Origin of the sequence: Ruminococcus sp. 210702-SL.1.03 (genome assembly GCF_020559915.1) — a bacterium.
In the GTDB taxonomy this organism is placed as follows: domain Bacteria; phylum Bacillota; class Clostridia; order Oscillospirales; family Ruminococcaceae; genus YE71.
The window spans coordinates 19,176-42,426 of the sequence record NZ_JAJCLZ010000005.1 but is presented as its reverse complement, the minus strand read 5'-3'; the positions used below and the strand labels follow the sequence as shown (position 1 = coordinate 42,426).

The 23,251-nt window shown below is 52.3% G+C and carries 22 protein-coding genes; 21 read left to right on the top strand and 1 reads right to left on the bottom strand.

Annotated features, from left to right (window positions below):
- The first annotated feature begins 11 nt into the window (after window positions 1-11).
- The 4 genes from LI114_RS04295 (at window position 12) to asnB (ending at window position 6,192) form a co-directional block, all read left to right on the top strand.
- On the top strand, window positions 12-2,357 hold the full coding sequence (locus tag LI114_RS04295) for a transglycosylase domain-containing protein (RefSeq protein WP_227219597.1): 2,346 nt from the start codon (window positions 12-14) through the stop codon (window positions 2,355-2,357).
- A gap of 104 nt (window positions 2,358-2,461) precedes the next feature.
- Window positions 2,462-3,577: a THUMP domain-containing class I SAM-dependent RNA methyltransferase gene (locus tag LI114_RS04290; RefSeq protein ID WP_227219596.1), complete on the top strand. Its 1,116-nt coding sequence runs from the start codon at window positions 2,462-2,464 to the stop codon at window positions 3,575-3,577.
- A gap of 13 nt (window positions 3,578-3,590) precedes the next feature.
- On the top strand, window positions 3,591-4,259 hold the full coding sequence (locus LI114_RS04285; protein WP_227219595.1) for an HAD family hydrolase: 669 nt from the start codon (window positions 3,591-3,593) through the stop codon (window positions 4,257-4,259).
- 94 nt (window positions 4,260-4,353) lie between these two features.
- Window positions 4,354-6,192, top strand: coding sequence for an asparagine synthase (glutamine-hydrolyzing) (gene asnB, locus LI114_RS04280; protein ID WP_022127952.1), 1,839 nt, complete (start codon window positions 4,354-4,356; stop codon window positions 6,190-6,192).
- Window positions 6,193-6,243: 51 nt separating this feature from the next.
- Here asnB and LI114_RS04275 read toward each other — a convergent pair whose 3' ends face one another.
- Window positions 6,244-6,936: a M23 family metallopeptidase gene (locus tag LI114_RS04275; protein WP_227219594.1), complete on the bottom strand. Its 693-nt coding sequence runs from the start codon at window positions 6,934-6,936 to the stop codon at window positions 6,244-6,246.
- 219 nt (window positions 6,937-7,155) lie between these two features.
- On the opposite strand from LI114_RS04275, the gene LI114_RS04270 reads away from it, so the two are divergent.
- The 17 genes from LI114_RS04270 (at window position 7,156) to LI114_RS04190 (ending at window position 23,202) form a co-directional block, all read left to right on the top strand.
- The gene (locus LI114_RS04270) at window positions 7,156-7,881 is read left to right on the top strand and encodes a LytR/AlgR family response regulator transcription factor (RefSeq protein ID WP_227219593.1); all 726 of its coding nucleotides are present in this window, start codon (window positions 7,156-7,158) and stop codon (window positions 7,879-7,881) included.
- Window positions 7,882-7,884: 3 nt separating this feature from the next.
- Entirely contained in the window at window positions 7,885-9,123 is a 1,239-nt protein-coding gene (locus LI114_RS14270) for a sensor histidine kinase (RefSeq protein WP_227219592.1), read from the top strand.
- 181 nt (window positions 9,124-9,304) lie between these two features.
- Complete coding sequence (locus LI114_RS04260) at window positions 9,305-9,460, top strand: cyclic lactone autoinducer peptide (RefSeq protein WP_022127956.1); 156 nt, start codon at window positions 9,305-9,307, stop codon at window positions 9,458-9,460.
- The gene (locus LI114_RS04255; RefSeq protein WP_227219591.1) at window positions 9,460-10,035 is read left to right on the top strand and encodes an accessory gene regulator B family protein; all 576 of its coding nucleotides are present in this window, start codon (window positions 9,460-9,462) and stop codon (window positions 10,033-10,035) included. The genes LI114_RS04260 and LI114_RS04255 overlap by 1 nt, the downstream gene beginning before the upstream one ends.
- Window positions 10,036-10,188: 153 nt before the next feature.
- Entirely contained in the window at window positions 10,189-11,271 is a 1,083-nt protein-coding gene (gene leuB, locus LI114_RS04250) for a 3-isopropylmalate dehydrogenase (protein ID WP_227219670.1), read from the top strand.
- A gap of 251 nt (window positions 11,272-11,522) precedes the next feature.
- Window positions 11,523-13,343 carry a glutamine--fructose-6-phosphate transaminase (isomerizing) gene (gene glmS / locus LI114_RS04245; RefSeq protein WP_022127958.1) on the top strand — a complete coding sequence of 607 codons (1,821 nt, stop codon included), beginning with the start codon at window positions 11,523-11,525 and terminating at the stop codon, window positions 13,341-13,343.
- A 1-nt stretch (window position 13,344) separates the two neighbouring features.
- Entirely contained in the window at window positions 13,345-14,010 is a 666-nt protein-coding gene (locus tag LI114_RS04240; RefSeq protein ID WP_227219590.1) for an HAD family hydrolase, read from the top strand.
- Between the two features lie 111 nt (window positions 14,011-14,121).
- Window positions 14,122-15,000: a YicC/YloC family endoribonuclease gene (locus tag LI114_RS04235; protein WP_022127960.1), complete on the top strand. Its 879-nt coding sequence runs from the start codon at window positions 14,122-14,124 to the stop codon at window positions 14,998-15,000.
- A 6-nt stretch (window positions 15,001-15,006) separates the two neighbouring features.
- Window positions 15,007-15,264 carry a DUF370 domain-containing protein gene (locus tag LI114_RS04230; RefSeq protein WP_022127961.1) on the top strand — a complete coding sequence of 86 codons (258 nt, stop codon included), beginning with the start codon at window positions 15,007-15,009 and terminating at the stop codon, window positions 15,262-15,264.
- Window positions 15,257-15,895 (top strand): guanylate kinase, encoded by a 639-nt coding sequence (gene gmk / locus LI114_RS04225; protein ID WP_413770896.1) that lies wholly within the window; start codon window positions 15,257-15,259, stop codon window positions 15,893-15,895. The genes LI114_RS04230 and gmk overlap by 8 nt, the downstream gene beginning before the upstream one ends.
- Window positions 15,888-16,094: a DNA-directed RNA polymerase subunit omega gene (locus tag LI114_RS04220; protein ID WP_022127963.1), complete on the top strand. Its 207-nt coding sequence runs from the start codon at window positions 15,888-15,890 to the stop codon at window positions 16,092-16,094. The genes gmk and LI114_RS04220 overlap by 8 nt, the downstream gene beginning before the upstream one ends.
- A 19-nt stretch (window positions 16,095-16,113) precedes the next feature.
- Window positions 16,114-18,597: a primosomal protein N' gene (gene priA, locus LI114_RS04215; RefSeq protein ID WP_227219588.1), complete on the top strand. Its 2,484-nt coding sequence runs from the start codon at window positions 16,114-16,116 to the stop codon at window positions 18,595-18,597.
- A 19-nt stretch (window positions 18,598-18,616) separates the two neighbouring features.
- Window positions 18,617-19,081 (top strand): peptide deformylase, encoded by a 465-nt coding sequence (def, locus tag LI114_RS04210; RefSeq protein WP_022127965.1) that lies wholly within the window; start codon window positions 18,617-18,619, stop codon window positions 19,079-19,081.
- Between the two features lie 26 nt (window positions 19,082-19,107).
- A complete protein-coding gene (gene fmt / locus LI114_RS04205; protein ID WP_227219587.1) occupies window positions 19,108-20,052 on the top strand; it encodes a methionyl-tRNA formyltransferase in 945 nt (314 codons plus the stop codon).
- A 28-nt stretch (window positions 20,053-20,080) separates the two neighbouring features.
- Window positions 20,081-21,391, top strand: a complete 1,311-nt coding sequence (gene rsmB / locus LI114_RS04200) for a 16S rRNA (cytosine(967)-C(5))-methyltransferase RsmB (RefSeq protein ID WP_227219586.1) — start codon at window positions 20,081-20,083, stop codon at window positions 21,389-21,391.
- A 16-nt stretch (window positions 21,392-21,407) separates the two neighbouring features.
- Entirely contained in the window at window positions 21,408-22,445 is a 1,038-nt protein-coding gene (gene rlmN, locus LI114_RS04195) for a 23S rRNA (adenine(2503)-C(2))-methyltransferase RlmN (RefSeq protein ID WP_022127968.1), read from the top strand.
- Window positions 22,446-22,473: 28 nt separating this feature from the next.
- Window positions 22,474-23,202 (top strand): Stp1/IreP family PP2C-type Ser/Thr phosphatase, encoded by a 729-nt coding sequence (locus LI114_RS04190; RefSeq protein WP_227219585.1) that lies wholly within the window; start codon window positions 22,474-22,476, stop codon window positions 23,200-23,202.
- Window positions 23,203-23,251: the final 49 nt, after the last annotated feature.

Genomic DNA, 23,251 nt, shown 5'->3' with positions numbered 1-23,251 from the left:
AGGTTTTGATTATGGAAGAGAAAAAGAGAAATAACCCGCGTGCCCAGCGCCCTCAGAATATGAGAAACCGCCCGCCGCAAAACCGCGTAAACGTTAATGCGAACCCTAACGCTAACGTAAACGCAAATTTCGGCAGCGGAAATAAAGACGCAAAGCGCGCAAAAAACAACAAAAAGAAGAACAATAAAAACGGCGTGAACCCTTTCGTAAGAGTGCTGAAGATAGTCGGCACGCTCGCGCTTTCCTGCTTTATGATAGTTATCATTACAGGCTCGATATTCGCGACGGCGCTTACCATCTATATACTGAATTTTGCGGATACTACCACTACTGTAAGCCTCGACGAAAACGTAGTTACCAGCAACGTTTCGAGATTTATGTATAAAAATCCCGATTACGATGAGGACGACGAGGACTCGGAAGAGTACCTGCTGTATTACGGCATAAAGAACGCCAACCGCAAGGCGGCTTGGGTAGACCTCGAGCAGATACCTTCTTACGTTCAGGACGCTTTCGTTTACACTGAGGACGAGCGCTTTTATTCGCACGACGGCGTAGACTTTAAGCGTACATTCGTAGCTATCGCGAAAACGCTGCTCGGCTCGCAGCAGGGCGGTTCTACCATCACGCAGCAGACGATAAAGAACATCACCGACGATGACGCGGCGCTCGGCGCTGAGGGCGTAGAGCGTAAGATACGCGAAATATTCCGCGCGATAAACGTCGAAAAGGTGTACACCAAAGAAGACATCATCGAAGCTTACCTAAACGTTATCGAATTCGGTACTTCGGTGGACGAGATAGTGGGCATACAGGCGGCGGCGAACTTCTACTTCAAGAAGGACGTTTCCGAGCTGAACCTTGCGCAGGCGGCATCGCTCGCGGGCATGATAAAAGGCCCCGCTATGTACAATCCGCTGGAGCATAAGGATAAAAACCGCATACGTCTTGACTACTGTCTTGACAAAATGCTGGAAAACGGCGCTATCTCGGACGATGAGTACGACAAGGCGCAGAAGCAGGCTGACAAGCTCAAAGTTTACGGCGACCACGATTTCTCCTCAGTAGAGGAAGAGAATGATATTCCCGACGATCAGGGCCCGACATCTTGGTTCATGGACGCCGCTATAAATCAGGCGATAACCGAGATCTCGGAAGTGAAGGGCATCTCTTGGGACGAAGCGCAGACCCGCCTTAACGAGGGCGGCTACACCGTTTACACCACTGTGGATATAGATATGCAGGAGAAGATGGAGGAGCAGATGCGCGATAACTCCAACTTCCAGACATGGAGCTTTGACGGCGACAAGCTGAAATCAGGCTTTATCTGCATGAACTACAACGGCGAAGTGCAGGCGATAGTCAGCGACAGAACTAAGAAGAAAAAGAGTCTTATATTCAACAGAGTAACGCAGGGCAGGCGTTCGCCCGGTTCGTGTATCAAGCCGATAGCTTCCTACGCGCCCGCGCTGGATCAAGACCTGATAACCTACTCCTCGCTGATAGTGGACGAGCCTATAGAGATAGACGCCGATAACGACGGACAGAATGAAAAGTGGCCTGTAAACTACTCGGAATACGGCGAGAGCGCTAACTGGTCGGGCAAGAGCTACACCTCTTGGCAGATGATAATGAAGTCGCTCAACACCGCACCCGCGCAGCTCGTACAGAAGATGACCCCCGCTTACTGCTTCAATTTCCTCAAGGAAAAGCTCGACGTTACCACCCTTGATGATGATTACGACCCCGACTACTCGGCTATGACCGTCGGCGGTATGCATCAGGGTATGTGTCTCGAAGAGCTGGTAGGCGCTTATATGATATTCGGCAACGGCGGAAAGAAGTATGAAACTACCTACATTTCCAGCATAGAGGAAGCCGACGGAACAGTTATCTACGAGCACAGCGACGGCTATAAGCAGGCTGTAAGCGACTCGACCGCTTACGTTATGAACAAGATGATGCAGAAGGTAGTCACCGAATCGGAAGGTACGGGACGCTATGCACGCCTTAACAATACCGTAGTTGCCGCTAAGACGGGTACTTCGTCTGACTGGGTAGACTTGAACTTCGTAGGCTGCACGCCCGACTATGTGAGCGGCGTATGGATAGGTTACGAGAAGTGGAAGAAGATACCTACCGACCAGTACCAGAACATCGGCGCTATATGGAAAAACCTCTTCGGCGATGTTGCTGAAAACGAAAAGAACCACGATTTTGAAATGCCCGACTCGGTAAAGGAGCTTCGCTACTGCACCAAAACGGGACTTATTGCAGGAGATTACTGCGGCTCGACAGACGTAGGCTACTACAAGGCTTCGAATATCCCGCAGACCTGCTCAGGCTACCACGGATAATTTCTTCGCAGCCTGTATCACAAAAATATTGCGGCTGCCGCACCCGTAACGACGATGTTACACGAAAAAGTGCGGCAGCCTTTTTTGTCAGGAGAGATGTTTTTATGCAGAAGATAAGACTTTGCTGCCCCTGCCATTTCGGACTGGAAAGCGTGCTGAAATTTGAGATAACAAAGCTGGGCGGCAAAAACCTTACCGTTACCGACGGCAAAATATCGTTCGACGGCGACTCCGCTTTGATAGCTAAGGCGAACATCTGCCTTGCCACCGCAGAGCGCGTGCTGATAGAGCTGGGAAGCTTCCGCGCGGAAACTTTCGAGCAGCTCTTCGAGGGCACATACGCGCTGCCTCTGGAGCAGTACATCGGCAAAAACGACGCATTCCCCGTAAAGGGTCACAGCCTTAACTCAAAACTGCACAGCATACCGCACTGCCAGAGCATCATCAAAAAGGCGGCGTGCAAGCGGCTGGGTCAGAAATATAACATGGAATGGCTGGCAGAGGACGGCGCTTTGCACCAGCTTCAGTTCAACATAATGAAAGACGTATGCACCATCTACCTCGATACTACGGGGCAGGGTCTGCACAAGCGCGGATACCGCCGCACCTCAAACGCCGCGCCGATAAAGGAAACACTGGCGGCGGGAATAATCGACCTCGCACGCGTGCGCGCGGACAGTGTCGTCTGCGACCCCATGTGCGGTTCGGGAACTTTTCTCATCGAGGCGGCTTACAAGGCGCTGAACGTTGCGCCTGGTCTGCGCAGAAGCTTCGCGGCGGAGAAGTGGGATCAAATACCCGCCGAGCTTTGGCGCTTTGAGCGCGCTGAGGCTATGGAGAAGCTCGACCGCGAGGGAACTTTCCACGCCTACGGCTCAGACATCGACCCAGCTTCGGTAGACCTCAGCATCATGAACGCGAAAAAGGCGGGCGTGGCTTCAAAGATAACCGTAAAAGAGCAGGACGTTATGAAATTCACCCCGCCCGAAGGCTCTATAACTATCTGCAACCCGCCCTACGGCGAGAGAATGCTTGAGATAAAGCAGGCGGAAGAGCTTTACAAGCGCCTTGGCGAACGCATAAAGCCCGACTCTTCGCACCCCGCCGTGATAATCTCGCCAGACGAGGACTTTGAGAAATTCTTCGGCAAAAAGGCAGACAAAAAGCGCAAGCTGTATAACGGCATGATAAAGTGCAATCTGTATATGTATTTCAAGTAAACGGAGGATAAAAATGTCAGCAAAAATATCAGCAGTAGTTTTTGATATGGACGGCGTTATCTTCGATACCGAGCGCCTCAGCCTGGAGTGCTGGAAGCTGCTCGCCGACCGCGAGGGGCTTGAGGGCATAGAAGAGGTCTGCAAGCGCTGTATCGGCAGAACTACGCCCGAGAGCATAGTTATCCTGCGCGAGGCTTACGGTGAGGGACTTGACGTCGCCGGTCTGCGCGCCGAGCTTTCCGCCCTGATGCACAAGACGATAGCCGAGCGTGGCATGCCGATAAAGACAGGCGTGCGCGAGATACTCGACTTCCTAAAAGAGAGCGGCGTGCCTACCGCGCTGGCTTCATCTACCAGATATGTTACCGTGACGAGCCAGCTTGGCGACGCGGGATTTCTCGACTATTTCAGCGTCGTGGTAGGCGGAGATATGGCTGAGCACGGCAAGCCTGCGCCCGATATTTACCTCGCCGCTTGCGAAAAGCTGGGCGCAGACCCCGCCGAGGCGATAGCCGTAGAGGACTCGTACAACGGTATACGCGCGGCACACGCTGCGGGAATGAAGCCCGTAATGGTGCCCGACATACTGCCGCCCGACGACGAGATGCGCGAAAAAGCGGTGCACATCTGCCGCGACCTGCACGAGGCGCGCGAAGTGATAGCCAAAATGCTTGCGCAATAAAATTTTGAAAAAGCATTGCAAAAAGCGCAGCTTTGTAGTATAATGTATAGTGTACTCAATTTTACAGACCATTTGACCAGGAGGTAATTTACATATGTGTGGTTTCGTTGGATTTACCAACCATATAAACGACGCTTCCATCGTGGTGGAAAAAATGATGGACAGAATAGCTCATCGCGGCCCCGACCAGGCGGGCAAGTACGTTGACGAAAAGGTGGCTATGGGCTTTCGCAGACTTTCCATAATCGACCTTTCCGAGCTGGGCAGCCAGCCTATGTTCAACGAGGACGGCTCTGTCGCCATCACTTTCAACGGCGAGATATATAATTTTCAGGAACTGCGCGAAGAGCTTATCGCAGCGGGACACAAGTTCAAGAGCAAGGCTGATACCGAAGTGCTTATCCACGGCTACGAGCAGTGGGACTACGAAACGCTGCTGAATAAGCTGCGCGGTATGTTCGGCTTCGTTATCTACGATAAAAATAAAGACTTAGTATTCGGCGCGCGCGATTTCTTCGGCATAAAGCCCGTGTATTACGGCAAATTCGGCGAAACGCTCATGTGGGGCAGCGAGATAAAGAGCTTCCTCGAGCACCCCGAGTTCAAGAAAGAGCTGAACACCTCGGCGCTCGAAAATTACCTTACTTTCCAATATTCGCCCACCACCGAAACGTTTTTCAAGAACGTATACAAGCTGCCCGCGGCGCACTACTTCACCTACTGCGGCGGCAAGCTCGATGTAAAGCGCTACTGGGAGATAAAATTTACCCCCGATGAAAAGCCCGAGCTTGAAGACTGGGTAAACGACATTACCGATACTTTCAAAAACAGCGTTTCGGCGCACAAGATAGCCGACGTTGAGGTAGGCTCGTTCCTTTCGAGCGGCGTTGACTCCAGCTACGTTGCCGCTGTCGCAAACGTCGATAAGACCTTTACCGTAGGCTTCGGCGAGGACGAAAAGTACAACGAGATAGGCTACGCTAAGGAGTTTTCGAAGTACATCGGCAAAGAAAATACCTCGCGCGTTATCTCCCCCGAAGATTACTGGGGCAATTTCGCGAAGATACAGTACCATATGGACGAACCGCTCGCCGACCCCGCTGCGGTAGCCCTCTTCTTCGTCTGCAAGCTTGCTGCCGAAAAGGTAAAGGTAGTACTCTCTGGCGAGGGCGCTGACGAGATATTCGGCGGATACAATATCTACCATAACCCCGACGATATGGCGAGCTACGAGAAGATACCGAAGCCGATAAGAAGAGCCGTAGGCAAGGCTGCTTCGCACCTGCCGCATAAACACGGCGTAAACTTCCTTATCCGCGGCGGTCAGGACTTGCAGGAGCGCTTTATCGGCAACGCGTATATGTTCACGCCGAAGGAGCGCAAGGAGCTGCTGAAAATAAACACCTCCGCCCCCGACCCGCAGGCTATCACCAAGCCTTTTTACGATAAGTGCGCTGATAACGACCCCGTAACGCAGATGCAGTACCTAGACCTGCACCTTTGGATGACGGGCGATATATTGCTGAAAGCGGATAAGATGAGCATGGCTCATTCGCTCGAGCTGCGCGTGCCTTTCCTCGATAAGAAAGTAATGACGCTTGCTGAGCGCATACCGAAGAGATACCGCGTTACAAGCGAAAACACTAAGTACGCTATGCGCCTTGCCGCGCTGAAAGCCTGCCCGCCGCAGACCGCAAACAAGAAAAAGCTCGGCTTCCCCGTGCCTATACGCGTATGGCTGAAAGAGGATGAATACTACAACGTTGTAAAAGATAAGTTCCTCTCGGCAGACTCGCAGAAGTTCTTCAATACCGATAAGCTGGTAGAGCTGCTCGACGAGCACCGCGCAGGTCATTACGACTACTCGCGCAAGATCTGGACGGTATACACCTTCCTAGTATGGTACGACGTATATTTCAATCAGGAAAAGTGATACAAACATACAGACATAAGAAAAGACCGGTGCTCAGCCGGTCTTTTTTCGTTACTTGTTCGCGTAGGGGTCGATGAACGAAACGGGGTCTATCCACTCGCCGTTCTTTTTCAGCCCGAAGTGTAGGTGCGGGCCGCTCGCCGCCTCGATCTCGGCAGTTTCGCCTACCGCGCCGATAACCTGCCCCGACTGCACCTTGTCGCCCTCCTTTACCGAAACGGCTGAGGAGAGATTGTAGTAGTAGCCCATAACGCCGCTGCCGTGGTCGATGATAACGGTGTAGCCCCAAAGCGTGTCTTTCTCCACCTGCGTTACCTCGCCCTTGTTCATAGCCTTTACCGGCGTGCCCGCTTCGGCGGAGATGTCTACGCCGTCGTGGGTTTTCCAAACGTTCAGCGTTTCGCTTTTCACAAGCTCGCCGCCGCTGAACGGTTCGAGAATATCGCCGTTTACGGGCATAACATTCGGCTGGGTCTTTTCGTCAGGGTCTTCCGCGCGAGAAGATGAAGAAGAGTCCTTCGCCACGCCGCTCTGCTTATTGTCTGCCTGCGCGGCAGAGTCGGAAAGCGATGAAAGCCCGCTTTGGGAAAACGAATAGTCGAAGCTTTTCTCGGCGTTTTTTACCGCCTTGCCGTAAGCCGCAGCGCCTGCGCCGCCCGCCGCCAGCACTACCGCCGCGAGGGTGATGTATGCGCCTTTTCCGCCGATGAGCTTGGCGATCTTACTGTCTTTGATAGATCTCATGATATTTTTTCAAGCCTTTCCCCGATTTAAAATTCTTAGCGGCTTGCCGCACGGGCGGTGCGCGAAATCGGAAAGCGCAGCCCCTTTGGAAATATTATGGAGCATACAGGGAAATTTTATGCAATAATTTTTCGCCTAAATTTGACAAACTTCTCTAAAAACACTTGATTTTTAGTGCAAACAATGCTACAATAAATACGAAAGGGCGGTGCATTACTTATGATAAGAGTGGCAATAGCGGACGACGAAAAAAACATCTGCGATACCATAAGGAAATATATAGGGGAGTATGTTACCACCTCAGATATGGATTTTGAAGTAAAATGCTTCACCTCCTGCGAGGAACTGATGAACGCCGTTATGCGCGAGGATATGTATGATCTGATCTTTTTAGACATAGAGTTCTCGAAAGACGGCGGGGAGATGAACGGTATAGAGTTTGGCAAAAGACTGCGCTCTATATGGCGAAACGACAACGCGGCGATAGTTTACGTTACCTCATACAAGGAATACGCCATCGACGCGATAAAGATACGCCCGTATGACTACATCGAAAAGCCCGTGTGTTACAAGCGCATGAAAGAGCTGCTGGATTCTTATGTTGCCGATTATAAATTCGGCAAAAATGTCTTTGAGTTTCTTTCAAATAAGATAATCAACCGCGTTGCCATCTCAAACATACGCTATTTTGAGAGCGACGGCAGAAGGCTGGTAATACACACTTTGAATAACGACTATAACTTTTACGGCAAAATGGCTGATATAGAGCGCGATTCGCGTTTCAGAGATTTTGTGCGGATACATAAATCATATCTGGTAAATATCAATTTCGTTGAGAAATTCACGTCCGCTTCTGTGATAATGATAGGCGTGAACAGCGAACAGCTGCCCGTAAGCAGGGCGAACAGAATGGAGATAACTGAGAAACTCATGAGGAGGAAATAAGGAGTGCAGACATTATTTTATTTGTTTTCCAACTTATTTCATATATACGGTATGTATATGTTCGCAAATGTATTTTTTCAAGAGCGCAGCAGAAGCCGCAAACTCGAAGCCGCCCTATATACCGCGTATTTCGCGATAAACAGCGGGGCGTACCTGCTGTTTCACAACTGGGCGATAACGCTTGCCTCAAACATCCTGCCCTTTTTCGCGATAACTTTTCTTTACAAAGAGGGTATGATCCGGCGGGTGCTGAACGTCGCGGCGATATACGCTATCACGATGGGCTGCGACGTGCTCGTCATGACCTTGCAGAATATGATGCATATAGAGTCGGCGGTATTCAGCGAGGGCTTCGCGACATCGCTGGTGATAATTGCAGCGGCAGACCTCAGCAACAAGTGTCTGCATATGAAGAAAGACATCCTCGGCAGAACGCCCGCTATGTATTACGTCACGCTGCTTTTCGTGCCGCTGGGCAGCATATTCATAGCCTACTTTGCCGCTAAGGGTCTGAACCCTGTTTCGCTCATCACCGCGGTGATACTACTGCTGATAAATATAGACATCTTCTACCTGTACGATAACGTGATAGACCTCTTCTCTGAGCGCTGCGAAAGAGAGGTGATGGAGAGCCAGAACAAGGCTATACAAAACCAGCTGGAGGTAGTTCAGCAATCTCAGCTTCGCATACGCTGTTTGAAGCACGATATGGACAACCATTTTCTGCGGCTGAAAGACCTGATAGAAAAGGAAAAGTACGCCGAAGCGCTGGAGTATCTGGAAACTGTGAAAAGCAGCACGGCGGCGGATAAAAAGCTGATAGACAGCGGCAACGACCTTATCGACAGTATGCTCAATTACAAACTCGCGCGCCTGCACGATAACATAGAGCAGAAGTACGATATAGTAGTGCCGAAAGACCTGAGCTTCACCGAATTTGACCTGAACGTAATAATAGGAAATCTCGCCGACAACGCGCTAGAAGCGCTTGAACAGCTGCCAGCTGACGAGCGTAAAAAGCTGGAGATAAGCATTCGCTATAAGCAGGGGTATCTTAAAGTGTATTTCGGCAACACCTTCGACGGCATAATGCCAGAGGACGGCAGCCGCAAGCGCGACCACGAAAACCACGGCTTGGGTCTGAAAAGCGTGGAGCGGATAGTTCACAAATACGGCGGCGATATGCGCGCCAAAGTTTCCGATAACTGGTATGAGATCTCGCTGATAATGTACGCAGCGTAAACCAATGCAAATTGGCACAATATATATAAATATGAAGATTTTGATAACCCAGCCGCTCGCCAAAAGAGCGGCTGAATGTTATTTTTGACATTTCCCCGGCAGTTCACTACATTTCAGCAAACAAGTTTTAAAAAGTAGTGTATAATGTACATACAAATTGAAAACTTGGGAGGTGAAAAAATTGAAGAGCAAACTTTTTAAGATCAGCACCCGCTTAGGCAAGGTTTTCGCGGCACTGGCTATGGCAGTTACCATCTCTAACGTAAACTCCACCTGCGTATTTATCTCGCACCAGCCCGAAATGCCTGCTGAGAGCAAGAAGCTCCGCAAATTCTGATGTTTGAGAAAACCGCAGATAAGCTTACCCGCGGGCTTTGCGGCAGGGGAGTGATAGCCGAGAGCGAGGCGGCGCTTTACCGCTACGGCTTCGATATGGCGCTCACCATGCTGCTCAACATCATAAGCACCGCGGCAGTAGGGCTGATCTTCGGCATGGTATTTGAAAGCATAGCTTTTCTGGTCTGCTACATACCGCTGAGAAGCTATGCCGGAGGATACCACTCTGAAACTCCGCTGAGGTGCTATTTTTTATCGCTCGCGATGATAGCCGCGGTGCTGGCTGCGCTGAAACTCCTGCCGTTTGGTGCGGCGGGGTACGCTGTGATCATGGCGGCTGGCGCGGCGCTCTGCGCGCTGCTTTCCCCCGTAGAAGACCACAACAAGCCGCTCGACGAAGCCGAGGTGCGGGTATACCGCCGCCGCGCGCTCACGATACTGGCGGCAGAGGTCTGCATATGGGCGGTGACGGGGCTGCTGCTTCGCTTTAAGTGTGGGCTGATACCTATGTCCGTGTTTACCGAAGGGCTGATGCTCGCGGCGGGCAGGATAAAGAATGCACGTCTGAAAAAATAAAACACTGTCTGCAAATGACAAATGACTTATGAGAAAATATCCCGCGGGGCTGAAAACGCTTTGCGGGATATTTTTTGCGCGCTATTGCAATTTTGAGATAAACGTGTTATAATTGTATTATGACAAAATCCCTTTGAAAGGAAATGATACATGATGAATAAGAAGATCGCTGTTATAAAGGGCGACGGAATAGGCCCTGAGATAGTTACCGAGGCTATGAAGGTGCTCGATAAGGTGGCTGAAAAGTACGGACACAAGTTTGATTATACTCAGCTTCTTATGGGCGGCTGCTCTATCGACGTCAACGGCGTGCCGCTTACCGACGAAACCATCGCTGAGTGCAAGGCGAGCGACGCCGTGCTGATGGGCTCTATCGGCGGCAACACCACCACATCACCTTGGTACAAGCTTCCCGCTGACCTGCGCCCCGAAGCAGGTCTGCTAAAGATACGCAAGGAGCTGGGTCTTTTTGCTAACCTGCGTCCCTGCCTGCTTTACCCGCAGCTTTCAGGAGCTTGCCCGCTGAAAGAAGAGATCTCGGCTAAGGGCTTCGATATGCTGATAATGCGCGAGCTTACGGGCGGACTTTACTTCGGCGCACGCAAGACTGAGGAAGTTGACGGCGTTATGACCGCGGTAGATACCCTTTCCTACAACGAAAAAGAGATCAGACGTATAGCTGTAAAGGCTTTCGAGGTAGCTATGAAGCGCAGAAAGAAAGTCACCAGCGTAGATAAGGCGAACGTTCTCGATTCCTCGCGCCTTTGGAGAAAGATAGTTACCGAGGTGGCGGCGGATTACCCCGAGGTAGAGCTTGAGCATATGCTGGTAGACAACAGCGCTATGCAGCTGGTTCGCGACCCCGCGCAGTTCGACGTTATGGTAACTGAAAATATGTTCGGCGATATTCTTTCAGATGAAGCTTCTATGATAACTGGCTCTATCGGTATGCTGCCCTCCGCAAGCATGAACGAAACTAAGTTCGGTCTGTATGAGCCGAGCGGCGGATCTGCACCCGACATCGCAGGTCAGGATAAGGCGAACCCGATAGCTACTATACTTTCGGCGGCTATGATGCTGAGATATTCTTTCGATATGACAGAAGAAGCCGACGCGGTAGAGGCTGCCGTTACCAAGGTTCTCGAAGAGGGCTACAGAACAGGCGACATAATGTCTGAGGGCTGCAAGCCCGTAAGCTGCTCGCAGATGGGTACGCTCATCGCAGAGAGAGTTTGATACAGACTTCACAACTGAAAAACACAATGGAGCGCTTTCGCCCGCAATAACAAGCGGCGCGGGGGCGCTTTTTTGCGGTGGGATAAAAAGTTGCGTAAATTCATAAAAATACTATTGATTTTATCGGCGTTATGTGGTATGATATAATGTGTATTTCTGTATGCAGAAACGTGCGGATATACATATTATGTAAACCAACGAGGATAACTATAAGCAATATACACAACAGTCCGAACAGGAGGTAAATTATCATGTGCGGAATAGTAGGATATGTAGGAAAGAAAGATTGCACAAAAGTGCTGCTAGACTCGCTGAAAAAGCTGGAGTACCGCGGCTACGACTCGGCAGGAGTGGCTGTTTTTGAAAACGGCGAAATAAAGATCTCAAAATCAAAGGGCAGACTTGCCGTACTGGAGCAAAAGCTGCAAAAAGAGGGCTGGATAAACGGCACCTGCGGCATTGGTCACACCCGCTGGGCTACCCACGGCGAACCCTCTGACATAAACTCTCACCCCCACGGCAGCGCAAGAGTTACCATAGTACATAACGGAATAATCGAGAATTACCAGAAGATAAAGGCTTTTCTGATAAAGAAAGGCTATACTTTCGAGAGCGAGACTGACACCGAAACAGTTGCAAAGCTGCTCGACTATTACTATGAGGGCGACCCCATGGCGGCTATACAGAAGGTGCTGGGCGAGATAGAAGGCTCTTACGCGCTGGGCATGATGTTCAAAGATTTTCCGAACCGCGTTTACGCCGTGCGCAAGGATTCTCCGCTGATAGTAGGCGTTGGCGAAGACGAGGCTTTCATAGCTTCCGATGTGCCCGCTATAATCAAGTATACAAGAAATTATTACCTTATAGATCAGGACGAGATAGTGGTCCTCGACGACGGCAAAGCGGGCATTTACGATATTCACGGTATGCCCGTAGACAAAGAGCTAATGACCGCCGACTGGGATATGGAAGCGGCTGAAAAGGGCGGCTACCCGCACTTTATGCTCAAAGAGATAAACGACCAGCCTACCGCTATAAAGACCACCATCACCCCGCGCATAAACGAGGGTATGCCAGACCTCAGCGAGTGCGGAATGACGCTTGAGAAGCTTTCGGGCTATCAGAACATTTTCGTAGTAGCCTGCGGAACGGCTATGCACGCGGGACTGGTAGGCAAATACGTTATAGAACAGCTCGCGCGCGTGCCCGTAACGGTAGACGTAGCGAGCGAATTCAGATACCGCAATCCTATTCTCAGCGATAAAGACCTTGTTATAGTAGTATCGCAGTCGGGCGAAACGGCTGACACGCTCGAGGCTCTGCGCCTTTCCAAAAACGTCGGCGCTGATACCCTCGCCATTGTAAACGTAAAAGGCTCTTCCATCGCGCGCGAGGCCGATATGGTGCTTTACACCCACGCAGGCCCTGAGATCTCGGTAGCTTCCACAAAGGCTTACATCGTGCAGATAGCGGTTTTCTACCTGATAGCATTCGAGCTGGCTTTCGCAAAGGGTGCTATCTCCGAAGAGGAGTGCCGCAGACTTACAGGCGTGCTACAGAGCGTGCCCGACCTTATAAACGTAGTTCTCCAGCAGGCGGAGCAGTGCAAGTACATAGCTTCCAAGCTGATAAACGCGGGCAACCTGCTCTACATCGGCAGAGGTCTTGACTACGCGCTTTCTATGGAAGGCTCGCTGAAGCTGAAAGAGATCTCGTACATACATTCCGAATCATACGCGGCGGGCGAGCTGAAACACGGCACTATCTCGCTTGTTACCGAGGGTATGCCCGTTATCGCGGTGGCTACTCAGCGCGAGCTTTTTGACAAGACCGTCAGCAACGTAAAGGAAGTAAAGGCGCGCGGAGCTTCGGTAATATTCGTTACGCACAGCTACAAGACCATCGAGAGCGACGTTGCGGAGTATAAGATAGGTCTGCCGACCATCGACGATATACTCATGCCGCTGCCTGCGGTAGTGCCCTTACAGCTTATCGCTTACTACACCGCCGTGCTCAAGGGCAACGATGTAGATAAGCCGAGAAACCTTGCTAAGTCGGTAACGGTGGAATAATATGGCGTACAAAGCTTGCATTTTTGATTTCGACCTCACCCTCGCCGATTCGTCGAAGGGCATACTGATATGCTTCAAGCACGTTTTAGAGCAGTTCGGCTATCCGCCAAAGGACGATAAGACGATATATGACACGATAGGCATGACGCTGGTAGACGCTTTCGACCTGCTTACCGATACGCCGAATAACCCTCAGCGCGAGGATATGCGCGTCGCCTACGTCAAAAAGGCGGACGAGGTGATGGTGAAAAACACCTTCTTTTACAGCGGCGTTATAGCGGCTATGAAAGACCTGCGCGCGCACGGCGTGAAGATAGGCATTTGCTCTACGAAATACCGCTACCGCATAGCGGATACTTTCGCTGCGCAGGCGGGTGAAACGCCCGCAGACCTTATCATAGGCGGCGAGGACGTGCCGAGCGGCATGGCTAAGCCCGACCCCTGCGGCCTGCTGAAATGTATAGAGGGCTTGGGCGCGGAAAAGTCGGAAACGCTTTACGTCGGCGACAGCTTCATCGACGCGGAAACGGCGCAGAGAGCGGGCGTAGACTTCGCGGGAGTGCTGACAGGCTCTACTATGGCGGAAGATTTTGCGAATTACCCCAATGTTCTCATAGCGCAGGGCGCGGCGGACGTTATGGCATATGTCTGTAAGAATAAACGGTAAAAAAATAAGCAACAAATCATTAACAACTCTTGATATTGAGCCGAAAAAGTGGTATAATATTATGATAGGATAATTTGTGCTTTTATAAATGAAGTAAAGAAGGTATTGAAAATGCTGAGATCTATGACCGGCTTCGGCAGAGAACGAGCCGCTTTCGAAGAAAGAGAGATACTGGTGGAGATCCGCTCGGTGAACCACCGCTTTTACGAATTTACGGCGCGCACGCCCCGCGCTTACGGCTATCTGGACGAGAAACTGAAATCGCTGCTGGGCGGAAAGATAACCCGCGGCAAGGTCGAAGTCTCGGTCTACATCTACAATAAAGAGGGCGTGAACGCCGACATCACGGTGAATAAAGAGATAGCGCACGGCTACCTCGACGCGCTGCGCGCCGCCGCCCCCGAGCTTGAGGTTGAGGACGACCTGAAGCTTTCAGACATAATGCGCCTGCCCGACCTCTTCACAGTAGTGAAAACGCAGGAAAATGAAGAGCAGGTGTGGGAGCAGGTGAAGCAGACCGCCGAGCGCGCGCTCGAAAAATTCGTAGAGATGCGCGAGGTGGAGGGCGTGAAGATGCACGACGACATCGCTTCGCGGCTGGGCTTCATCGAGCAGATGGTGAAGAGCGTAGAGGAGCGCTCGCCCAAGGTGAACGACCTTTACCGCGAGAAACTTTACGCAAAGCTCACCGAGCTGCTGAAAGACCGCAATATAGACGACAGCAGGGTGCTTACCGAGGCGGCGATATTCTCGGAAAAGACTGCTGTGGACGAAGAAACGGTGCGCCTGCACAGCCACATAGCGCAGTTCCGCACGCTGATAAACAGCAGCGAGCCGGTAGGCAGAAAGCTCGACTTTTTGGTGCAGGAGATGAACCGCGAGGTAAACACCACAGGCTCGAAATGCTCAGACTTAGAGATCACAAAAACGGTGGTAGACCTAAAGAGCGAGATTGAGAAGATACGCGAGCAGATACAGAACGTGGAGTAAAAGCGTATGCAGCTGATAAACATAGGCTTCGGCAACTTCATATCGGCTGAAAGGCTGATAGCGGTGGCAGCGCCCGAATCCGCGCCCGTAAAAAGGCTGGTGCAGGAAGCGCGCGACCGCGGAACGCTCATAGACGCCTCATGCGGCAAGAAAACGCGGTCGGTGATAATTATGGACAGCGACCACGTTGTGCTCTCAGCCCTCTCGACTGAAAGCGTTTACGGCAGAGCCGCAGGCAAAACGGAGGATGACCAAGATGAATAACGCAAAGCTTTTTATAATCTCAGCCCCATCGGGCTGCGGCAAGGGCACGCTTATAAAAGAGCTTAGCCGCGATAACGAGATATTCAATTCCATATCGTGCACCACGAGAGCGCCGCGCGAGGGCGAGCTTGACGGCGTGCACTACAACTTCATCACCCGCGAGGAATTTGGCAGACTGGCGGAAAACGACGGCTTTTTAGAGCACGCAGAATTTAGCGGGAACTGCTACGGCACGCCGAAAGCGCCCGTAGAGCAAAAGCTTGCCGCAGGAATAGACGTGCTGCTGGAGATAGAGCCGCAGGGCGCATTTCAGGTAAAGGCGAAGATGCCCGAAGCCGTAATGCTCTTCATACTGCCCCCCTCGATAAGCTCGCTCGACCGCAGGCTGCATCGCCGTGCGCAGGAATCGGGCGAAACGGAAGAGATGATACAAAAGCGCCTTTCTACCGCTAAGGGCGATATAGAGCGCGCTTACGATTACGATTATGTGATGGTCAACGGCGACCTCGATAAGGCTGTCAGCGACCTGAAAAATATATTCCATTCAGCAAAAAACGGCGGCGAGGGGCTGGAAAGCTTTAAAGCCGCGAACCAGAAAGAAATTATAGATGAGGTGCTTAAAAATGCTTAGACCCGCAGCAGTACAGATTTTAAAGAACAATGAAAGCTATTATTCACTCGTAGTAGGCGTTGCAAAGCGCGCGAGAGAGATAACTGAGGAAGCTTTTGAAGAGAAAAAGGTGCTCGACGAGCGCCCTGTAAAAAAAGCGGTAGACGAATTTGCCTCCGGCGAATACAAGCTTATAGAAGACCCCGCGGTAAGACTCTGATACCCGATAAATACGGCATATGAGGGGAAGTTACTTCGCCGCAAAGACCGTGATAAACGGCGCTTCGATGAGCTTCGACAAGCACTACGACTACATCTTGCCCGAGGAGCTTGCGGATAAGGCGCAGGCGGGAATGAGGGCGCTCGTGCCTTTCGGCAGGGGAAACCGCAAGTCGGTCGCGCTGATAATAGCGATATACCCGCTGGAACATTACAACGCCGAGCTGAAGCCTGTGTTTGCGCTGATAGATAAAGAGCCGCTGATAAACGCCGAGATGCTCAACATGCTCGAGTGGATGAAGAGCAGCCTTTTCTGCACATACTTCGACGCTTACAAGACAATGGTGCCAAACGGCTTTTCTTATAAGATAAAGACGCACTACACCCTCGCGAATATCGGGCTGGACGAAAACGCCTTTACGGGCGAGGAGCTGGCGCTGATAGAGCAGGTGCGCGCGGCTAAAACGCAGAGCGCCGCCGATAAGCTGCTCAGCCCCGAAAAGGGCGCCGGCGAGGCGGAGAAGAAACACCTGAAAGAGCTGGTAGGCTCGCTGCTGGATAAAGGCGCGCTGGAGGAAGCCGACTTTTTCAAGCGCGCGGTAGGCGACGAAACCGAGCAGATGGTGCGGCTGAGCGAGGTTATGCTCGCAGGCGGCGCGAACGAAAAGCTCAGCGCGAAGCAGAGCGCGGTGGTAAAACTGCTGAAAGAGCTTGGCAGCGCATCTGCCGAGGAAGTCTGCTACATGACGGGCTGCACGAAAGCCGTGCTGAAAAGGCTGGAGGAAAAGGGCGCGATAACCGTTTACAAGACGGAGGTAATGCGCAAGGCGACTGCCGACGCAGGTGAACGCCGCGACCCAACAGAGATACAGCTGAACGCCGAGCAGACCGCCGCTTACGAGGGCATAATGCAGCTCGTGGACGCGCGAAAGCCCGCGGGCGCGCTGCTTTACGGCGTTACGGGAAGCGGAAAGACTTCGGTATTTTTCCGCCTGATAGACAGCGTGCTGAAAAGCGGCAGGACGGCGCTGATGATGGTGCCCGAAATATCGCTAACGCCGCAGATGGTGAAGAAATTCAAGCTGTACTTCGGCGACGAGATAGCGCTTCTGCATTCCTCGCTCTCGCTGGGGCAGCGCGCGGACGAATTTAAACGCATACGCGGCGGAAAGGCGAAGATAGTCATAGGCACGCGCAGCGCGGTGTTCGCCCCACTGGAAAACATAGGCTTGATAATAATGGACGAAGAGGGCGAGCGAACTTACAAATCAGACCAATCGCCCAGATACCACGCCCGCGACGCGGCTATACAGCGCTGCGGCCACCACGGCTGCGTGCTGCTGATGGCTTCGGCAACGCCCTCTATCGAGAGCTTTTACTACGCGAAAACGGGCAGGTTCCACCTCTTTGAGATGCGCCACCGCTACGCCGACGCGGTCTTGCCCGAGGTGGAGATAATAGATATGCAGAGCGAGGCGGCGGCGGGCAACGGCAGCATTTTCAGCCGAAAGCTTGCCGAAGCGGTTAGCGAAACGCTCGCAAAGGGCGAACAGGCTATACTTTTGCTCAACCGCAGGGGGTACACGACGTATATGTCATGCGCCGAGTGCCGCGAGCCTGTAAGCTGCCCTAACTGCGGTCTGCCGCTGACTTTTCACAAGAAAAACGGCAGGCTGATGTGCCACTACTGCGGATTTTCGATGGCTCAGCCGACGAAATGTCCAGCCTGCGGAAGCGAAAAGCTGCGGCAGAGCGGCGTGGGCACGCAGAAAGTAGAGGACGAGCTGGGAAAACTTTTCCCGCAGGCGCGCTTGCTGAGAATGGACGCGGATACAACGTTCACGCGCGGGGCGTATGAAGAGAGCTTTTCGGCTTTCGAGCGCGGCGAGTACGACATAATGCTTGGCACACAGATGATAGCCAAGGGGCTGAATTTCCCGAATGTGACGCTGGTGGGGATAATCTCCATCGACAAAGCGCTTTTCACGGGCGACTTCCGCAGCTACGAGCGAACTTTTTCGCTGATAACGCAGGTGGCGGGGCGCTCGGGCAGGGGCGACAAACCCGGCAGGGCTTTCATACAGACATTCGTGCCCGACCACTACGTTATAAACCTAGCGGCGCAGCAGGATTACGACGAATTTTACGAGGAGGAAACGGCGCTGAGAAAAACGCTGCTTTTTCCCCCGTACTGCGATATATGCGCGGTGAATTTTTCATCTGAGATGGAGAGCCGCGCGATAGAAGGCTCGCGCAGCTTCTTGCAGACTTTGCGCGGCAAGATAGTAAACGAGCAGATAAAGATACCCCTGCGCGTGCTCGGCCCTACCCAATGCACGCTGGGCAGGATAAACAACAGATACAGATACAGGATAATAATAAAATGCCGCGTTTCAAAGCAGCTTCACGCGCTGATCTCTGACTGCATGGTGCGATTCATGAAAGACCGCAGGTTCAGCGAGGTGCGCATTTCGGCTGACATAAACGGCGATATAGGATCATGAATCGCGAAAGGATAAATTTATGGCAATAAGAACCATCGTTAAAAACGGCGACCCCGTACTCAGAAAGGTCTGCCGACCCGTTACCGACTTCGGCGAAAAGCTGCACACGGTGCTCGACGACATGGCTGAAACCATGCACGCGGCGGACGGCGTAGGGCTGGCAGGCCCGCAGGTGAGCTACCTGCGCCGCGTAGTAGTCATAGACGTGGGCGAGGGCGTTATCGAGCTGATAAACCCCGAGATAACGTGGCGCTCTGACGAAACGCAGTATGTGCAGGAGGGCTGCCTTTCATGCCCGAACCAGTGGGGAATGACCACCCGCCCGAAGCGCGTGAAATTCAAGGCGCAGAACAGAAACGGCGAATGGTACGAGATGGAGGCGGAAGACCTCTTCGCGCAGGCGGTATGCCACGAACTGGATCACTTAGAGGGCAAGCTTTTCGTAGACATAGTTGAAGAATGGCTGAAGCCTGAGAACGACTGATAACTCAACAGGAGAATTAGCGATATATGGATATAGTATTCATGGGCACGCCCGACTTTGCGGTAAAGGCGCTTGAAAAGCTTTATGAAAGCGGCGCGCACAACGTAAAAGCGGTGTTTACCCAGCCCGATAAGCCGAAAGGCAGGGGCTACAAACTTGTGCCGCCGCCCGTAAAGACGCTTGCGCTGGAGCACGGCACACCCGTTTACCAGCCGCAGAGCCTTAAAAAGGAAGCGGATGAGTACATCAGCGTGCTGAAAGAATGCGCGCCCGACTGCATAGTAGTAGCAGCGTACGGCAAGCTGCTGCCAAAAGAGGTGCTTGATATACCTAAGTACGGCTGCATAAACATACACGCCTCGCTGCTGCCCGAATACCGCGGCGCAGCGCCGATACAGCGCTCAGTGCTTGACGGCAAGGCGCAAACGGGCGTTACGATAATGCAGCTCGCCGAGGGGCTGGATACGGGCGATATGCTGCTGCAAAAGGCGGTAGACATCGGCGAGAACGCTACTTCGGCTGATATGTTCGATATACTTGCCGAGCTAGGCGCTGATATGCTGCTTGAAACGTTGGCGGCGCTGGAAAACGGCACGGCTGTACCCGTAAAGCAGGACGACTCGCTCGCGACATATGCGCACATCATCACGAAAGATATGTGCCCGATAGATTTCAGCAAGCCCGTTTTTGAGGTGCACAAGCACATTTGCGGACTTTCGGACGCGCCCTGCGCGCTCTGCTGGCTAAACGGCAAGCGCATAAAGGTCTACCGCTCAGAGATCATCTCGCGCGAGAAAACTGAGGCGCAGGCGGGCGAATTTGTAGGCGGCAAACGCTTTGACGTAGCCTGCGGCGAGGGAGTTATCCGCTTTACCGAGATACAGGCCGAGGGCGGCAAGCGCATGAAAGCGCAGGACTACCTAAACGGCAAGCCCGTAAAGGCGGGAACTGTGCTCACGAGCGAACCGTAGGAACTTAATTAGTTAGGAGAAAAACGACTTGGAAAACGCCAGAAAAACAGCGGTAAAGCTGCTTTGCAGGATAGACGGCAGCAGCTCTTATTCAAACATACTGCTTGACGAGCATTTCAGCCGCTCGCAGCTTGACGCGCAGGGAAAGAAATTTTGCGCCGCGCTGTTTTACGGCACGCTCGAAAGGCGGCTGACGCTTGACGAGATAATAAAAAGCTACTCGGCGAAGCCCGCGGACAAGCTGAACCCCGAGGTTCGCAACATACTGCGAACGGCGCTTTACCAGATATTATATATGAACTCCGTGCCCGAATCGGCGGCGGTGAACGAGGCGGTAAAACTGGCGGCGAAAAACCGCAACCCCGCGGTAAAGGGCTATGTAAACGGTCTGCTGAGGGCGTTTTTGCGGGCGGATAAAAAGCTGCCGCAGCAAAAAAACCCGCTCGAAAAACTGGCTTTTGAATACTCCTGCCCGCTGCCGCTCGTGAAAAAGTGGGCGCAGGAATATGGCAGACAGACGGCTGAGCAGATGCTCGCTACCTCGCTTGGCAGACCGCCCGTGACAGCTATGGTGAACACCACGCTCACCACGCCCGAAGCGCTTTGCGAAGAGCTGCGCGCCGAGGGATTTGGCGCTGAGGTGAACGCGCATTTCGCCGACTGCGTGAACATAGCGGGCGCTTCGCCCGAATCGGCGGAGGCTTTTAAGAAAGGGCTTTTTCACGTTCAAGATATTTCGAGCAGGATATGCTGCGGAGCGCTGGGTGCGCAGGCGGGCGAAACTGTGCTTGACCTATGCGCAGCGCCGGGCGGAAAAAGCTTCACGATAGCCGAGCTGATGGGCGGCAGGGGCGAGCTTATGGCTTTCGACCTTCACAAAAACCGCGTTCGGCTGATAGCGGGCGGCGCGAAAAGGCTCGGGCTGGGCTGCATTACGGCGGCTGAGAACGACGCTAAAGCTTTTAACGAGAGCTTGCCGATGGCTGACCGCGTGCTTTGCGACGTGCCGTGCTCGGGACTGGGCGTTATTCGCCGCAAGCCTGAGATAAAGTACAAAGACCTCGCGGAATTTGACCGACTGCCAGAAGTACAGTACAAGATACTGGAAACTTCGGCGGGGTATGTGAAGCAGGGCGGCGTGCTGCAATACTCGACCTGCACGCTTTCGCGCGCGGAGAACGACGAGGTGGCGGACAGATTTTTGCGCGAGCATCCCGAGTTTGAACCCGCGCCGCTGGGCGAAGCCGCAAAGCAGTTCGGCGGGGAGTGCAGACTTACCGTGCTGCCGAGCTATTTTGATTCAGACGGCTTCTTTATAGCAAAATTTGTGAGAAGATGATTTGAGAGGTGTTAACTTGGAGCAGCAGAAGACAGACATACTCAGCCTTTATCCCGAAGAGCTTGAGGCGGAGATACTGGCGATGGGCGAAAAGAAATTTCGCGCGAAGCAGATATTTGAGTGGCTGCACGTCAAAAATGTCGATAGCTTTGATAAAATGACTAATCTATCTGCACAACTCAGAGCGCGCCTTGAAGAAAAATTCTGTATAAAATCACTATTTGTATGCAAAACACTTGAATCTTGTACCGATAATACTGTAAAATATCTATATGGGCTCGATGATGGCAACCATATAGAATCGGTGCTGATGGAATACAGCTACGGAAACACCATTTGCGTGTCTACACAGGTGGGCTGCAAGATGGGCTGCCGCTTCTGCGCCTCGACTATCGCGGGCTACAAACGCGACCTTACGGCGGGCGAGATACTTGGGCAGATATACACGGCGCAGCGCGAGAGCGGGCGCAAAATATCGGGCGTGGTGCTTATGGGCATCGGCGAGCCGATGGATAATTACGATAACGTGGTGCGGTTTTTAAAGCTGCTATCATGCCCGCAGGGCTTCGGTATGTCGCTGAGGCATGTTTCGGTGAGCACCTGCGGCATTGTGCCGAGGATATATGAGCTTGCCGAGCTTAACTTGGGCATAACGCTTTCAATATCGCTGCACGCGCCTGACAACGCCGAGCGCAGCGCGATAATGCCGGTAAACGACCGCTGGGATATAAACGAACTGATGGCGGCTTGCAGGCACTACTTCGCAAAAACGGGCAGGCGGATAAGCTTTGAATACGCGCTGATAGACGGGCACAACGACACGCGCGAGGACGCGAAAAAGCTCGCGGCGCTGCTTTCAGACTTCGTCTGTCATGTAAATATAATCCCCGTGAACAAGATAAAAGAGCGCAGCTTTACATCTGATCGAAAGGCGGCGCACAGGTTTCAGCAATACCTGAACGAGCTGGGGATAAACGCCACCGTAAGGCGCACGCTGGGCGCTGATATAGAGGCGGCTTGCGGTCAGCTTAGAAGAGAATACGAGATGAACTAAACTTAATGATAAAGGACGGTGATCCGTTTTGTATCTGTCTTACAATTCCGACATGGGCAGAGTGAGAAATGAAAATCAGGACAAGATATGTGCGGGATTTCTTTCGGAAAACGCAGCTCTCGCCGTTGTGTGCGACGGAATGGGCGGCGAAGCCTCAGGCTCGGTAGCAAGCGATCTTGCTGCCAATCAGATATACAGGCGCATATCGGAAGGCTACCAGCAGGGCATGAAGCCTAACAGCATACGCAATTTGATGGTCACCGCTGTGCAGGCTGCAAACTCGATAGTTTACGAAAAAAGCTGCGATGACATCGAGAAAAACGGAATGGGCACTACCTGCGTTGCCGTACTGGTAGAGGATAAGACCGCGTATATAGTAAACGTGGGCGACAGCAGGGCGTATATGATGGACGGCGACGGTATTCGCCAAATATCAGACGACCACACATACGTCAACGAGCTTTACAAGCACGGCGAGATAACCTTTGAAGAAATGCAGAACCACAAAATGAAGTATATAATCACGCGGGCAGTAGGCGTAGAGCCGAAGGTAGAGGCTGATTATTTCGAGGTGGAGGAAACGGGAAATTTCGCGGTGTTTCTCTGCACCGACGGGCTTACGGCGTATTGCCACCCGCAGCTTATCTACGAAAGCGTGTTCAATAAAAATCTGGATAAAGGCGTGTCAGACCTGATAGACTACTGCAACGCCTGCGGCGGCAAAGACAATATCTCAGCCGCTGTCATCGCGAACTGATAAGATCAAGCAAACTTAGCGCACGGGCGCTTTAATGATAAATTTGGTA

Bases quoted from the DNA above. Each gene is read 5' to 3' on its own strand.
- LI114_RS04295 (WP_227219597.1), top strand. From the start codon at position 12: ATGGAAGAGAAAAAGAGAAATAACCCGCGTGCCCAGCGCCCTCAGAAT.
- LI114_RS04290 (WP_227219596.1), top strand. From the start codon at position 2,462: ATGCAGAAGATAAGACTTTGCTGCCCCTGCCATTTCGGACTGGAAAGC.
- LI114_RS04285 (WP_227219595.1), top strand. From the start codon at position 3,591: ATGTCAGCAAAAATATCAGCAGTAGTTTTTGATATGGACGGCGTTATC.
- asnB (WP_022127952.1), top strand. From the start codon at position 4,354: ATGTGTGGTTTCGTTGGATTTACCAACCATATAAACGACGCTTCCATC.
- LI114_RS04275 (WP_227219594.1), bottom strand. From the start codon at position 6,936: ATGAGATCTATCAAAGACAGTAAGATCGCCAAGCTCATCGGCGGAAAA.
- LI114_RS04270 (WP_227219593.1), top strand. From the start codon at position 7,156: ATGATAAGAGTGGCAATAGCGGACGACGAAAAAAACATCTGCGATACC.
- LI114_RS04255 (WP_227219591.1), top strand. From the start codon at position 9,460: ATGTTTGAGAAAACCGCAGATAAGCTTACCCGCGGGCTTTGCGGCAGG.
- leuB (WP_227219670.1), top strand. From the start codon at position 10,189: ATGAATAAGAAGATCGCTGTTATAAAGGGCGACGGAATAGGCCCTGAG.
- glmS (WP_022127958.1), top strand. From the start codon at position 11,523: ATGTGCGGAATAGTAGGATATGTAGGAAAGAAAGATTGCACAAAAGTG.
- LI114_RS04240 (WP_227219590.1), top strand. From the start codon at position 13,345: ATGGCGTACAAAGCTTGCATTTTTGATTTCGACCTCACCCTCGCCGAT.
- LI114_RS04235 (WP_022127960.1), top strand. From the start codon at position 14,122: ATGCTGAGATCTATGACCGGCTTCGGCAGAGAACGAGCCGCTTTCGAA.
- LI114_RS04230 (WP_022127961.1), top strand. From the start codon at position 15,007: ATGCAGCTGATAAACATAGGCTTCGGCAACTTCATATCGGCTGAAAGG.
- gmk (WP_413770896.1), top strand. From the start codon at position 15,257: ATGAATAACGCAAAGCTTTTTATAATCTCAGCCCCATCGGGCTGCGGC.
- LI114_RS04220 (WP_022127963.1), top strand. From the start codon at position 15,888: ATGCTTAGACCCGCAGCAGTACAGATTTTAAAGAACAATGAAAGCTAT.
- priA (WP_227219588.1), top strand. From the start codon at position 16,114: ATGAGGGGAAGTTACTTCGCCGCAAAGACCGTGATAAACGGCGCTTCG.
- def (WP_022127965.1), top strand. From the start codon at position 18,617: ATGGCAATAAGAACCATCGTTAAAAACGGCGACCCCGTACTCAGAAAG.
- fmt (WP_227219587.1), top strand. From the start codon at position 19,108: ATGGATATAGTATTCATGGGCACGCCCGACTTTGCGGTAAAGGCGCTT.